This is a genomic window from Flavobacterium frigoris (genome assembly GCF_900111075.1).
GTDB lineage: Bacteria > Bacteroidota > Bacteroidia > Flavobacteriales > Flavobacteriaceae > Flavobacterium > Flavobacterium frigoris.
The window spans coordinates 1-14,616 of the sequence record NZ_FOFZ01000016.1 but is presented as its reverse complement, the minus strand read 5'-3'; the positions used below and the strand labels follow the sequence as shown (position 1 = coordinate 14,616).

Genomic DNA, 14,616 nt, shown 5'->3' with positions numbered 1-14,616 from the left:
CGTCCCGCTCCTACCGATCATATTGTCAACGCATATTCCAATTACCTTTTACAATACAGTCGAAACAAACCTCTATCGCTGTAACTTATAACCTCCAAAAACTATTTCAATATCACAACAATTTTAATTGTAATTTAGACGTTCATTGGTCAGGCACAAAAAAGGAGCACTACTTGCTTCATTAACTGGTCAATAAAAATAAAATTCCGAACACATGTGGTGGCAATATCTATTAGTTTTTTTGGGCGCTCTATTATTTGACATAGTCCCTTTTCCGTTTGCTCCAGCATTTACAATAATGGTATTTCTTCAAATTCTTTTTGATTTAAATGTTTGGGCAGTGATTGTCATTGGAGTTGTAGGTTCGGTTTTGGGTCGGTCTATTCTTCTTTTATATACTCCGTTAATGGCAAACAAATATTTAAAGGCTTCTAAAAATGAAGATATTAAGTTTCTTGGAGATAAAATGAACCAAAATAAATGGAAAGGTATTTTAGTGGTGCTTGCTTATTCTTTGTTACCTCTTCCTACCACACCCCTTTTCTTAGGTGGAGGGATTTCAAAAATAAAACCACTTTATATCATTGCTCCTTTCTTAGTAGGGAAATTTACTAGTGATTCTATTGCTTTACATTTAGGGAAATTTGCGTCCGAAAACCAACAAAGTATCATTGATAATATTTTTTCATGGCAGTCTATTGCTAGTTTTGTTTTGGGATTTGTGATGCTATTTTGTTTGTTTTTCATCAATTGGCGCATCTTAATTCACTCTAAAAAATTAGCCTTTGATTTTAAAATCTTTAATTAAGTTCTTCTGCTTGGATATAAACAATAGCTTACCACAACGATATGACCGATTTATATACCGAAGTTTCAGGACAGTGTCCATCTTGTGCTCGTTTGTCTAAGTATTATGGTGCTTGTCGACCACGAGTACCTACTTAAATAAGATAACTAGTTGTAGTCTTTGCAACTGAGATTATTGAAGGATTTCAAGTCCACTTTTTTATTGACTACCTTAATTTTTCGTATTTTCGTTTTGCAGAACATACGCGGTTTTTAAAATCTGTAAACTCTCGAAAAGCCAAAAAACGTCGTGCCCATTTTAAATCCAACAATTCCTTAAAAAGAAGGACCACAAAAAAACTGTTAATCACCATGAAAGTTATCTTTTCTTTTTTTTATCTATTTTTTTGCTCTTATAGCTGCTTTTCACAAAGTAATTATCCAGAACCTACAAAAACAACGACACGTTTATTTTATATTCAACATAGTAATAACCACAATACATACGTGTATGATGCTAATATAAAAGGCGGGACTATTGATTCGTCTCAACCAATTAACGAGTATCAAATAGTTTACACTGAAAAAGGAATACAGAAACCTTTATCTAGTATACAAAAAAGATTAGCTTATGGGATGATTCTAGAAGAATCCCAACCTAATTTATTAAAATTACACCTTGCTGCTTCAGAAAAAATATATTTCTATCTTACTTATAATGAAAGTGAAGGAGCTAGAGTATATGTCACCGTAAATAAGCACAAATTGTATTTAGACAAGATGTTTGTCCAACTTAAAGAGGGACTTTTGGGCCTCAAAGCAAAAGCAGAATACGTACTGTTTTTTGGTAAAGATTATAATTCCGGCAAACCTATAACAGAAAAAATTATAATTAAATAAATTCCTATAGCACTTCATTTATTCCATTAAAGATGCTTGGATTAAAAATACAACCTACTTAAATACCATGTAAAAGTAATAGCAAACAGAGGTTTATGTTTATTTATCAAGAACTGCATCCTCCCACTAGCATTCGAATCGAGAAAAGCTATAAAATTATATTATAATAACTTTTCCTAATCCCTTCGAAACAAAACTTAAATACCCATACATACTAACCAAACGTATATAATGTCAGCAAGACAAAAACTTATATGACTTATATGTTAAAAAAAACGCGGCGATCCTCTGCGTTTCCTCTGAGAATCTTTGCGAAACAAAACTTAGATGCGCTTCTATAAATAACCAAACGTATCAAACCTGCCCAAAACAAAAACTTACATGACTTATATGTTTAAAAAATCCGTACTATCTTTGTTAAATTCCATTCCTAAAAACTAATCTAATGACTCCAGAACTTCATAACTATTATTTAAATAAAAAGAAGTGAAAAAGCTAGAAAACACAACTACTAGCTGGACTATTTGTCAGGAATGTAAGGGGCAGGGCAAAAAAAGCCGCCGAATCAATAAAAAAGTCCGACTCCAGTACCAGAAAGCAGTCGAACAATTTGAAAAATCAAATGGCGAAGGAACAGCTCCTATTCGTCCTAAGGCACACCTCGATTCTTGCTTACGCTGTTCCGGATCTGGTTTGGTTCCTGCTGCAAGTCCTCCTATAGCAGATACAGAAAACTATCCACATGTAGGTATTATTGGTGGCGGTATAGGCGGAGTGGCTCTGGCTGTGGCCTGTTTACACCGCGGAATTCCGTTTACTCTTTATGAACGCGATAACGGTTTTGAGGCTCGATCTCAGGGCTACGGACTTACTTTACAACAAGCGAGTAAAGCGATCGAGGGATTGGGTATATTCTCATTAGAAGAAGGAGTGGTTTCCACTAGACATCTGGTTCATACTACAGATGGAAACACAATTGGAGAATGGGGAATGAGAAAATGGATACAGAACGATTCAAAGAAATCTCCCAAGCGTACCAATGTACATATCGCACGACAGTCTTTGCGCTTAGCACTGCTGGAACAACTCGGCGGACATGAAGCTGTGCAGTGGGGACACCAGTTAGTAGATATTAAAAAAACGGAGGACGGAACTGTTGATCTAAGCTTTGAAGTAAACGGAGAGATTCAGCGCGCCAAGGCAGATCTTGTCGTTGGAGCCGATGGTATTCGTAGTACAGTGCGCAAGTTGCTAATTGGTGATGACGTTACCCCTTTGCGTTACCTAGATTGTATTGTGATATTGGGTATTTGTCCTTTGAGCGCGCTCGGTGGTATTGAAAGCGATTTGTTAGACTCGGCGACCGTATTCCAAACTGCCAATGGCAATGAGCGAATCTACATCATGCCATATGATTCAGAATCGGTGATGTGGCAATTGAGCTTCCCTATGCCGGAAGAAGACGCTAAAGCTTTGAGTGCACAAGGCCCTAAACCACTTAAAGAAGAAGCCTGTCGCAGAACACAATGGCACGATCCAATTCCGCAGATTTTAGCGGCGACTCTAGAATCGCAAGTTTCTGGTTATCCCGTATATGACCGAGAATTACTCAATAAAGAATTGTTGGAAAAGAACGGACAAATGACGCTAATTGGTGATGCGGCGCACCCCATGAGTCCATTTAAAGGCCAAGGTGCAAATCAAGCGCTGTTGGATGCTTTGTCGCTGGCTCGAAGAATCACAAAAGAATGCCGACCTTCATCAAATTGGCGAGAAGCTGGAATAAGGGAAAGTGTATTAAACGATTTTGAATCAGAAATGTTAGAACGCAGTGCAATCAAAGTAAAACATTCAGCAGAAGCTGCACAGTTCTTGCATTCTGAAATTGTGCTCCATGAAGGAGATGAACCTAGAGGACGTTGTCTAACGAGAAAAAAAGAATAATTAGACAAATAACAACCCTGCTACTGATACCTACAGCGTTTTCCTATCATATCCTCCATTTCTATTCAGTGAGTTTTTTATACAAAAAAGTAGTTATCCGGAAAAGTTTATCGAAATTTGGTAATTCAAACCTACCAATCAATTACTACAAATGACACTAGACATAGAAACTCCAGCTTTATTATTCTCAGCTACTTCACTTATACTTTTAGCGTATACCAATCGTTTTTTGACCATTGCTACAATTGTTAGAAGCTTGAAGAAAACTTATGATGAACAAGAAAACAAAAGTATTTTAATCGAAATTAAAAACCTCAACTTGCGATTAACACTAATCCGCTATATGCAACTTTTTGGCGTGCTTAGTTTGTTCTTGTCGGTTTTTGCAATGCTGTTATTGTTTTTTGATTTTCAAATAGCTGGGCTATATTTTTTTGGGTTTAGCTTACTAAGCTTACTGGTTTCATTAGCACTTTCTTTCTGGGAAATCAGTATTTCTGTAAAAGCCTTACAAGTACATTTAAGTGATTTAATCTCTTAATTTTAGAAAAAAAACTATATTCTAAACACAGCACACGATTTGTTTTTAATACCACTTAATTTACAGCATCGATTTGAAAAGTTACCATTTACTCACAAATAGTAGCTGAGATCTGGTGAAAAATCTTAAATTGTATTTGTTAACCTACTTAAAACAAAGCAGTTTAAAAATGACTGTTTTTTTTTGGTAACTTTGTATAAGTCTAAGATTTAAAAATAAACAAAATGAATTCACAGCAATTACAAAATGAAAAGTTGAATATTATCAATTGGATTACACAAATTCAAGATTATTCAATAGTAGAAAAAATAAAGGCTTTAATGAGTTCTTCAGCTAAACCATATATACTAACCGATGAACAACAAGAAACTTTAGACAGTCAACTGGTATTAAAACCTAAATCATATACTGATGTAGAAAAAGCATACGCCGACTTAAAAACTAAATATGAGCTATAAGGTTATTGTATCGCCTATTGCTTTAAAAAACGTAGAGGATGCGGTAGAATATTATGTTAAAGAAGTAAATAAAAAAGTAGCTCTTGATTTTTTAGTCGATTATAGAAGAGCTTATAAAGCTTTACAGAAGAACCCATTTTACCAATTTCATGATAATAATTATAGATTTTTACCTTTTGATAAGTTTCCGTGCATCGCCTTTTTTATAGTTGACGAACCTTCGAAAACTGTTTTTATAAACGCCGTTTTTAATACCTATCAAAATGACAATACCTATCCAATTAAATAGAAACACTATTGTAAGCGAGAAATATATATGGCTTTTGTTTATCTTACTTCAATTTAATTCCAATAAAACCACATAAATAAAAAAGAGCTGTGAATATATTTCACAGCTCTTTTTTGTCTCAATCAAGACAACTATTGGTTTAAAATCCCGTTATCTTCTTTTTTATCTTTATTCAATAAGTTTGGATTTTCTTTAGCCAACTTGTTTTTCGTTGGAATCTTATAATTCAGGCTAAAGCCAAATTTTCTCGTATCCATTTTATTACTAATCAGTAATGGTGTTTGGTAAGAATTAAAAGCACTTTCATTCGAATTCAATACATCGTCCGCATAAATTGAAAGTGTTAATTGATCTTTCATAAATTTCTTAGAAAAACTTAAATCCAAGGCATTTCTGAAAGGCTTAACCGCAATGAAATAAAAATAATTCCCTCTTGGAATAATGTAATTATAATTAGCAACAAATTTTATCTGTTTTGGTAATACAATTTGCGACATGAAATTAAACATCCAGAATCCATTAGTATCTACATTTGGAATTTGATGGTATTGATAGCCCGCATACACATATAAAAAGTTCATCGTATCTGGGTTAACATTCATTTTCATGGTTTCGGCAAGTCCTTTAGTAAACAACATATACGGAATGGGCATACCAACACTAAAATTATGAATCTTTATCTCCGGAATATTCTCGTTGCTATTTACTACCAAATCATTATTAAGCGTCACTCTATTGATGACTTGATTCTTAGCCGAACTAATATTATAACTAATAAATGCATAATCATAAGCACTTAACTTCACCTCATAATTATCAAAAATTGTAGGTTGCAGGTTTGGATTACCTGAATAATCAATGTTTGGATTTTGATAATTGGTGTTGTTTGGGTTCAATGCTGATGTACTTGGCAACGTTATCTTTTTATTATAATTTACATTAAAATAGATCGAATTATTAAAATTATACTGAGCACTTGCATTTGGAAAAAAGCGAAACTGCTTAAACGCTGTTAATTCAGTTGTATTTGTTTTACCCGTAATATTATAATCTTCGGCTCGACCACCAAGAATAAAATTAACTTTATCAAACTTAGATTGCACTTCTAAATAAGATGCCGCAGTTCTTCGTTTGTAATCTAAATTGGTAACGCCTTTACTAGAAGCATCAAAAAGTAATTCTTCATACAAACTACCAAAACTTAATTTCCCTTCATCAGAGAATTTAATAGGCTGCGAATAATCAAACTTGAAGTTGTACAAATTTTGGTTTGAGGAATTATCTAAAGTCGAAGTCGGATTTCCAATCGGACTTAATTCAAAATCATTTGTATTGTTATTGTAGTTGAATTTAAACTCGAGTTTTTTGGCCGTGTTTTCAAATTTTTTCTGGTAAGTGACTACCGCATCTTGGCGCAAGCCCTTACTTACTGAGGCATCATTAGTTGTAAAACCGGGCCCGTTGCCTAAAGTATAACTATCATTATTATTTTGAGTTAAATCATAATTCAATAACAAACGGTCTTTGCCAATATCAAATGTCAATGCCGATTTAATAAAATTATTTCGCCCTATACGGTCTGCATCGGTTCTTGACAGTAATGAAGTCATACCGTTTTCTTCTTTCTCAAGAGAAGTCCAAATCGCACTTTCTCTATAATTCTGACCTACATTCAATTGCCATCCAAAATACTTGTTTTTAGCACTCAACAACAAACTATTGTTCATTCTCCAGCGTACATCATTATAACTCGTAAAACTTGTACTGTTAGTATAAGTAGCACTCAAGTAATTCTTAGCGTTTTTATTTGTAATGATATTCAAAATCGCTCCGCCAGAAGTCGCGGGAAACTCAGCACCTGGTTGAGTGATAATTTCGATTTTTTCAATAGCATTTGCAGGCATTCCTTCTAAAAAGGCATTCAATTCTGTCGTAGAAATATTAAGCGGTCTTCCATCCATAAAAACGTCTAGTTGTTTTCCTTGGTACATCATTCCAGCAATATCTGAAGCTATTAGACCAGGTAGTTTTTTAATTCCTTCTAAAACGGAACCTGTATTCAAGCTAGCTTGTCCCGCAAAATCAAAGATTGTACGATCCGCTTTTTGCTCTATCGCTTTCTTGGTTTTTATAATTGCTACCTCATTTAACTCCGTCGTTTTCTCTGGAGCTTTTTCAGGTGTTGTTTGAGCAGAAAGTGTAGAAAAACTTCCTATAGCTATCAAAGCAACCAAATATATTTTTTTCATTTTTTTTGTATCAGATATTCCATAAGTCAACGTTATCCATTAGTTGTTACAACTTTATTAAATAAAAAGTTAGATCAATTAAGTATTAAACCTTTTTTGATTTAAAATACACAACACTCGTGCTGCAGGAATCAACATTGACAACATCGATAACTTATCTCTAAAAGATGAAATGCCATAACTGTCAAAGATCCCGAGAAATTCAAAAATAAGAAACGGTAAGGAAGAAAGTAATCAACTATCTGAAAAACCCGAATTAGATTTTGTTCGAAAAATAGCCAATTCAGCCGTAGAAGGTTCTGTGCAAATCCAGAAAGCTTTGGCGCAAGCCAACCAAGAAAACTCGTATCCCAAAACGGGCTTAGGGAAAAATCTAGCTTGGATATGCCGCTTAATTAAAGGAAACCTGAACTCGAAAGTGTATTATACCTCCCTTGGCGGTTTTGACATGCATGATAATCAATTGGCCATTCATAAAAACAAATTGTCGGAGTTAAACGATCCTTTGTTTGGTTTTTACACTGATATGAAGAATGCTAAACTGCATCAGAATGTAACTATTGTTGTTTTTTCAGAATTTGAACGAAGAGTAAAAGACAATCGAAACGGCACAGATCATGGAACTGCCGCTCCTATGTTCATCATTGGCGGAAGCGATAAAGGAAAAATAATTGCAAACAACCCCAATATTTCCACCTTACAACAAGGCGATTTAAAACATCAGATTGATTTTAGAAGTGTGTATGCTACCATATTACAAGACAAATTAAACTTCAACCCCAGCTCCATTGGAATTAAAAATCCTGTAGTAAACGACTTATTTTAAAAAATAATGACTCCTCTAAAGTTGCGTTACAGTTGAAAGCGTACCTTTGCCCCTCAAAAAAATAAATAATGTCAAATAATAATGTTTTAAAAGGAGTTTTTTTAGTGGGTTTTGGTGCAACCAGTTATGGTATGCTAGCCACTTTTGTAAAAATGGCCTATAATGAAGGATACACCACTGCAGAAGTTACCACTTCCCAGTTTGTATTGGGTATTCTAGGAATATTACTTATTAATTTGTTCCAAAAAATAAAAAACAAAAACACTGCAATAAAAGCATCTCGCCAAAACATTTTTCATCTAATGCTTGCTGGAACTTCTCTTGGAATGACAAGCGTTTTCTATTATTTGGCTGTAAAATATATTCCTGTTTCTATAGGTATTGTATTGTTGATGCAAACCGTTTGGATGGGTGTTTTACTCGAAATGATTTTAGAAAAGAAGCTTCCTTCTACTCAAAAAATAGTGTCCGTAATTATTGTACTGATTGGAACTGTATTAGCAACAAATCTAATTCAAAATGAAGTTAAGCTAGATTGGCATGGCATCATGTGGGGTATGTTGGCAGCAGCGTCTTTTACCACGACTATGTTCACTGCTAATAGTGTCGCAACTAATATTTCTTCGGCACAGCGCAGTTTGTATATGCTTCTTGGTGGTGCAATAATTGTATTTTCATTTTCGATCGCTACGCAAATCACTCCATTTAACTTTGAGATTTTTCTAAAATGGGGAATTATTTTAGCCCTTTTTGGAACTATTATTCCACCAATGCTGATGAACGCAGGATTTCCACTTACTGGTATTGGTTTAGGAAGTATTGTTTCGGCACTTGAACTACCAGTATCCGTAATGATGGCTTTTGTCTTATTAAACGAAGATGTAAAACCAATTCAGTGGTTTGGAATTATCCTTATTATTATTGCAATAATAATCATGAATATTAACCTTACTGGCCGAAAAAAGTGATTCTATTTTAATTATCGAGCTAAACAAACAATTAATATCCTTAAATTCGTCGTACAAATCACTTTAATCTTCTATTATTATGACTTTTCCATGGCACCTTTATCTAATGGCTTTTATTTACACGATAGCAGGAATCAATCATTTTAGAAGCCCTAGAATGTATCAAAAAATCATCCCCCCTTATTTTCCTAATCCTAAGTTATTAAATATCCTAAGCGGATGTGCCGAAATAATTTTAGGAATAGCACTAATTATCCCTACTCTTTCCAGCTACGCAGCTTGGGGAATTATCGTATTGTTAATTGCCGTTTTCCCAACTCATATCTATATGTACCAAGATGAAAAGGTGAGAATGGGTCTTCCAAAGTGGATTTTATTATTACGCATGCCATTACAACTTGTTTTGATTTATTGGGGATATCAATACACCTAATGCTTTGAATCAATGTGATTAACAATTAATTTTTTGCTAACTTGTTATATCTAAAAAATGACTATTTTTGGAATAAACAGTAGCATTATGAATGAAGTAATTAATTATTTTTCGACCATACCCTCCTCGCACAGGAGTTTAATATTGGTAAGTGGAATTACAATTTTTTGGTTAATCGAAAATGCTTTCCCGCTTTTCAACTTTAAGTACAAGAAATGGCACCATGCCGGTATCAATATATTCCTCACTTTAACGACCATTGTTATTAATTTTCTATTGGCTTTCGTTTTACTAAAAACAGCTGATTGGACGATTAAAAATGATTTTGGAATTCTTCAATGGCTCCCTGAAATTCCATTATGGTCGTATACACTGATCGGTTTGTTGTTATTAGATTTAATAGGAGCTTATCTGGTACATTTAGTTGAACATAAAACCAAATTTTTATGGCGTTTCCATTTAATACACCATACCGATACCTGGATAGATACGACGACCGCTAACAGACATCATCCCGGCGAAAGTATTATCCGTTTTGTTTTTACCACTCTAGGCGTTTTAATCGTGGGAAGTCCGATGTGGATGGTATTTTTATACCAAACGCTATCAGTAATTGCAACTCAATTTAACCATGCTAATATTGCCTTACCAAAAAAATGGGACACTATCATGAGCTACTTAATTGTGTCCCCAGACATGCACAAAGTACACCATCATTATAAATTACCCTATACTGACAGTAATTACGGAAATATATTCTCCGTTTGGGACCGTCTTTTCGGGACATTCAGAACACTTCCCAAAGAAGAAATTGTATATGGAATTGACACCCATATGAAGAATGAGGAACACAATAAATTGAAGAATTTATTAAAAATTCCTTTCCAAAAACAGCGTTCCCCAGAAAAGAATTACACACCATAAAAAAAAATCGCTTTTATCGTTATAAGTAATTATATTTTTATTAATATTGTTCTATCTAATTTAGAATCAATTATATTAATCATTAAAAACAAATTGAATTAATTTTCACGTGATGAAAAAGAGTAACCGCAAAGAATTAACCTGGGAACAAACAGAAAAACTTGTTACATTGGCCTTAGAGGAAAAAAATCCTTTTGAAATTATTAAAAAGGAATTTGGTTTGGTCGAAAAAGAAGTTTTGGAAATAATGAAAAAGAAGATGCCGGCAGAGAAATTTGAGATGTGGAAAAAGAAAGCTACTGCAAATAAGCCAAAACCAAAACCCATTAAAATCGATGATTTTGATGAAGACTTGGATGGTAAATATTATATCAAAAACAAATTGGACTAACCAATTAGAGAACACCCTAAATAAGGGTGTTTTTTTTTGCGAAAATTTCTCTACTCAAAATATGTAACATTCTTGCCTTTTGATAGACTAACATCAAAAATCATATCGATCATGAAAAAAATAATTTTTGCATTTGCATTCACATCGGTCCTTTGGAGTTGTAAAACTGCCAATTCGGTCCCGACTGCAGCAACAAAAGAGCAGGTTCAAGTCGCAATTAATCTGGATGTAATAACAAATGACCAGGTAATGGTAACTGTAAACGCACCTTCAATAAAAACAGATGAAATTACGTATCACATTCCTAAAACAGTTCCAGGAACCTACTCAGAAGACAACTACGGTAGATATATCGAAGATTTAAAAGCGTATGATACAAAAGGAAATTTACTAGTTGTAAAAAAAATTGACGTTAATTCTTGGTCCATTTCAAAAGCAAAAACTCTGGACAAAATTACCTATTTAGTAAATGATTCTTTTGACACGGAGAAAGGGACAAAATTTGGCGATGAGGATGTTTTTTCTCCAGCAGGATCAAATATCGATGCTGGGAAAAACATAATGTTAAATACGCATTGCTTTGTAGGTTACTTCACAAACTTCATGTCAATTCCCTACAAAGTTACTATTACTCACCCTGCCATACTTTGGGGTTCTACTTCAATGACTGACTTAGATGCCAGCACAACTGCAGATACTTTTATTACATCTCGTTATGCTGAATTGGTAGAAAACCCAATTATGTATTCAAAACCAGACTACACGACATTTACTGTTGACGGAATGGAAATCCTTATTAGCGTTTATTCTCCTTCTGGAAAAGTAACTGCCGAAAGCATTACACCAGAGATGAAAACGATGATGACGGCACAAAAGACCTTCTTAGGTAAAATAAATGCGACTAAAAAATACAGTGTATTATTGTATTTATCGTCCATGCAAGAAAATGACGCAAAAGGTTTTGGAGCTTTAGAGCATCCTACAGCCACTACAGTTGTTTTACCAGAATTAATGCCAAAAGAAGAATTGGTGAAATCGATGATGGATGTAGTATCCCATGAATTTTTTCATATTGTAACTCCGCTTAGCATTCATTCAAAAGAAATTCAATATTTTGATTATAATGATCCAAAAATGTCATCTCATTTATGGATGTACGAAGGAGTTACCGAATATTTTGCAAACCTTTTCCAAATCAACCAAGGTTTAATCACTGAAGAAGATTTTTACAATCGTATTTCAGACCAAATGGAACGTGCAGCGAAGATGAACGACACCATGTCTTTTACCACAATGAGTACCAATGTCCTTAAAGAACCATACAAAGAACAATACATCAACGTATACCAAAAAGGATCATTGATAGGAATGTGTTTGGATATTATTATTAGAGAAAAAAGCAACGGTGAAAGAGGAATTCTTGATTTGATGCAAAAACTTTCAACTGAATATGGTCCTTCAAAACCATTTAACGACGACGAACTTTTTGCTAAAATTACCTCTTTAACCTACCCTGAAGTAGGTGCTTTCCTTGCAACTTATGTAGCCGGAACCACTCCTATTCCATACGAAACTTACTTTGCAAAAGTTGGCGTTACAAAATCTACCGTAAAATCTCCTGGCAATGTATTCCTAAAAGGACAAGTACCGTACATCACTGTAAATCCAGAGACCAAAGAAATTGTTGTTATTCCGAATATCGAACTAAATCCTTTCTATACGGCGTTAGATCTTAAAGGAGGCGATATTATAATGGCTATCAACGACAAACCCTATTCCTTGGACAACATCTACGATATGATTGGCGAAAGTCAAAACTGGAAAGAAAACGAAGCTATTACTGTTAAAATAAAACGCAATGGAGTTGAACAGGTTTTAAAAGGAAAGATACAACTTCCATATGAAGAAAAAGAAGCTCTTAACGCCACCGATATAACAAAAAAAGCTTTAAGAGAAGCTTGGTTGAAAGGATAAAAATAAAAATCAGGCAAAAACTCCCAATTTAGAAATAGATTGGGAGTTTTTTATGAAATTACCCTAAGTAAGCCACTAAACTTTCCAACAATTTTCTTTATTTTGCAGCAAAATATTTAATCAATGAAAAAATCAATTCTTGCTTTCGTTTTGTTACTACTTTTGGCATCCTGTGCTAAAAATGAATCAAAAACCAACTTACACGTCACCGGAAATATTAAAGGTCTAAAAACAGGTACCTTATATATTCAAAGAATAGTTGACAGCGCTCTTGTTGCTATAGATACAATTAAAATAGACGGTAGCTCTGCTTTTGAAAGCGATATCGATTTAAAATCACCTGAAATGCTTTACCTATTTATAGACAGAGGAGTAAGCAATTCATTAGACAATAACTTACTATTTTTTGCCGAGCCTGGAAATATAAACATAGATACGAACTTGGACTCCTTCCTTTCAGGAGCAAAAATAACTGGTTCTAAAAATCAAGAGTTATATGAGGAGTATAGAAAAATCAGTTCTCGTTTTAGAGATGACAACTTAAGCTTACTTGAACAAAAATTCAATGCGATCAAAACTAAAAACACAAAAGCAATAGATAGCCTAAGTGCTAAACAAGATGCTAACACAAAAAGAAGGTATTTGTATGCAACCAACTTTGCCATTAACAACAAGGATTATGAAGTAGCTCCGTACGTTACTTTATCTGATATCTATGATATCAATCTTAAGTATCTTGATACTATTCAAAAATCAATGACGCCTAAAGTAGCACAATCTCTTTACGGAAAGAAACTAACTAAATATGTAGCTGCGGTTAAAAATCAAGAACAAAACAAGTAGACCATCTATTTTTATTAATACTAAACTCGTATAAACAACTTTTAAAATGTATTAAGGATTCTGAAATAAAGTCTTTTAAAAAAAATACCCAGGAGTAAAAACAGTAAAGTTTTTACTCCTTTTTTTATATTAAATATACTGATATCCGCACATTTATTTATAAAAAAACCACAAAACTTATTTAATTAGCTCCTTGAAACTTGATATCAAAACTGTCAATACCCGAATATTTTCAATAAACTTGACATACATAATGTCGAATTCTCATATCTAATACTAGATAGTAAAAATAATTTTTCAAAAAGGTAAACAAAAGAAATGACCTTAACCACTATTTGAAGTATCTATCGATAATAAAGAACCAAATATCTATCACGAAAGCTACCATATATCTTTGAAAAGACGAACTTTAATGCTTAAGTTTTGCAAAATACATCAAATACCATCAATCTAGAATTAAACAATTCAATACAATCACTAAAACTTTTACTAACCATTGTCATACAATAATAAATTACGATGACAACGGACGGCTAAATACTCCACCGATTTTTTTTTTCTGAAACAGAAGATTTTAGACCTCAATATATAGGACTGAGAAATATTAAATTTTCCCGTTTTGGAATAACTAATATTTATGCTGAATTTTTACTACTCAATAGGTTTTAGTTACAATCCTTCATAATTAAGATTCTTACATATTTAAAAATACGAACTAAAATTTCGTATAAAAAAAACTTCAATTAGCGCTAGCCAATCGAAGTTTTTAGTACTCAGAGCGGGACTTGAACCCGCACAAACATTGCTGTTCACTGGATTTTAAGTCCAGCGTGTCTACCAATTTCACCATCCGAGCATAATGTGGTACCTCCAGGGATCGAACCAGGGACACATGGATTTTCAGTCCATTGCTCTACCATCTGAGCTAAGGTACCCTAAATCTTTACTATTAATGAGTATCAATAAAAAACCCCGTTCGTTAGAACAGGGTTTTCAAAGAAAGGCGACGACATACTCTCCCACATAACTGCAGTACCATCTGCGCAGGCGGGCTTAACTACTCTGTTCGGGATGGGAAGAGGTGAGCCCC

General features: G+C 33.8%; 14 protein-coding genes, 2 tRNA genes and 1 rRNA gene. 13 read left to right on the top strand and 4 right to left on the bottom strand.

What is annotated here, in order from left to right; translation table 11 throughout:
• Nucleotides 1–214 precede the first annotated feature (214 nt).
• The 6 genes from BMW63_RS15545 to BMW63_RS15520 all read left to right on the top strand — a co-directional run bounded on the left by BMW63_RS15545 (nt 215) and on the right by BMW63_RS15520 (nt 4,918).
• A complete protein-coding gene (locus BMW63_RS15545) occupies nt 215–808 on the top strand; it encodes a hypothetical protein (RefSeq protein ID WP_074724378.1) in 594 nt (197 codons plus the stop codon).
• Nucleotides 809–1,158: 350 nt separating this feature from the next.
• The gene (locus tag BMW63_RS15540) at nt 1,159–1,686 is read left to right on the top strand and encodes a DUF4833 domain-containing protein (protein ID WP_074724377.1); all 528 of its coding nucleotides are present in this window, start codon (nt 1,159–1,161) and stop codon (nt 1,684–1,686) included.
• 486 nt (nt 1,687–2,172) lie between these two features.
• Nucleotides 2,173–3,630 (top strand): FAD-dependent oxidoreductase, encoded by a 1,458-nt coding sequence (locus BMW63_RS15535; RefSeq protein WP_074724376.1) that lies wholly within the window; start codon nt 2,173–2,175, stop codon nt 3,628–3,630.
• 151 nt (nt 3,631–3,781) lie between these two features.
• Entirely contained in the window at nt 3,782–4,171 is a 390-nt protein-coding gene (locus tag BMW63_RS15530; RefSeq protein ID WP_074724375.1) for a DUF2721 domain-containing protein, read from the top strand.
• Nucleotides 4,172–4,395: 224 nt separating this feature from the next.
• Nucleotides 4,396–4,629, top strand: coding sequence for a hypothetical protein (locus BMW63_RS15525; RefSeq protein ID WP_083380523.1), 234 nt, complete (start codon nt 4,396–4,398; stop codon nt 4,627–4,629).
• A complete protein-coding gene (locus tag BMW63_RS15520; RefSeq protein WP_074724374.1) occupies nt 4,619–4,918 on the top strand; it encodes a type II toxin-antitoxin system RelE/ParE family toxin in 300 nt (99 codons plus the stop codon). Before BMW63_RS15525 ends, BMW63_RS15520 begins: the two co-directional genes overlap by 11 nt.
• A gap of 131 nt (nt 4,919–5,049) precedes the next feature.
• Here the strand turns inward: BMW63_RS15520 and BMW63_RS15515 are convergent, their stop codons facing one another.
• Nucleotides 5,050–7,167: a TonB-dependent receptor domain-containing protein gene (locus tag BMW63_RS15515; protein WP_074724427.1), complete on the bottom strand. Its 2,118-nt coding sequence runs from the start codon at nt 7,165–7,167 to the stop codon at nt 5,050–5,052.
• A 301-nt stretch (nt 7,168–7,468) separates the two neighbouring features.
• Here BMW63_RS15515 and BMW63_RS15510 point away from each other — a divergent pair, with 301 nt between their 5' ends.
• The 7 genes from BMW63_RS15510 to BMW63_RS15480 all read left to right on the top strand — a co-directional run bounded on the left by BMW63_RS15510 (nt 7,469) and on the right by BMW63_RS15480 (nt 13,526).
• Nucleotides 7,469–7,993 (top strand): DUF1501 domain-containing protein, encoded by a 525-nt coding sequence (locus BMW63_RS15510; protein WP_074724373.1) that lies wholly within the window; start codon nt 7,469–7,471, stop codon nt 7,991–7,993.
• 68 nt (nt 7,994–8,061) lie between these two features.
• Complete coding sequence (locus tag BMW63_RS15505) at nt 8,062–8,961, top strand: EamA family transporter (RefSeq protein WP_074724372.1); 900 nt, start codon at nt 8,062–8,064, stop codon at nt 8,959–8,961.
• Between the two features lie 79 nt (nt 8,962–9,040).
• Nucleotides 9,041–9,394, top strand: coding sequence for a DoxX family protein (locus BMW63_RS15500; RefSeq protein WP_074724371.1), 354 nt, complete (start codon nt 9,041–9,043; stop codon nt 9,392–9,394).
• A gap of 87 nt (nt 9,395–9,481) precedes the next feature.
• On the top strand, nt 9,482–10,318 hold the full coding sequence (locus BMW63_RS15495) for a sterol desaturase family protein (protein WP_074724426.1): 837 nt from the start codon (nt 9,482–9,484) through the stop codon (nt 10,316–10,318).
• A gap of 112 nt (nt 10,319–10,430) precedes the next feature.
• The gene (locus BMW63_RS15490) at nt 10,431–10,709 is read left to right on the top strand and encodes a DUF2805 domain-containing protein (RefSeq protein ID WP_074724370.1); all 279 of its coding nucleotides are present in this window, start codon (nt 10,431–10,433) and stop codon (nt 10,707–10,709) included.
• A 111-nt stretch (nt 10,710–10,820) separates the two neighbouring features.
• Nucleotides 10,821–12,683, top strand: a complete 1,863-nt coding sequence (locus BMW63_RS15485) for a M61 family metallopeptidase (RefSeq protein WP_074724369.1) — start codon at nt 10,821–10,823, stop codon at nt 12,681–12,683.
• A 123-nt stretch (nt 12,684–12,806) separates the two neighbouring features.
• Nucleotides 12,807–13,526 (top strand): DUF4369 domain-containing protein, encoded by a 720-nt coding sequence (locus tag BMW63_RS15480; RefSeq protein ID WP_074724368.1) that lies wholly within the window; start codon nt 12,807–12,809, stop codon nt 13,524–13,526.
• A 770-nt stretch (nt 13,527–14,296) separates the two neighbouring features.
• Here BMW63_RS15480 and BMW63_RS15475 read toward each other — a convergent pair.
• From BMW63_RS15475 to rrf, 3 genes are all read right to left on the bottom strand, one after another.
• Nucleotides 14,297–14,382: transfer RNA gene (locus BMW63_RS15475), tRNA-Leu, on the bottom strand.
• Nucleotides 14,383–14,388: 6 nt separating this feature from the next.
• Nucleotides 14,389–14,461, bottom strand: a tRNA-Phe gene (locus BMW63_RS15470).
• Nucleotides 14,462–14,524: 63 nt separating this feature from the next.
• A 5S ribosomal RNA gene (rrf, locus tag BMW63_RS15465) occupies nt 14,525–14,616 on the bottom strand; the annotation flags it as partial.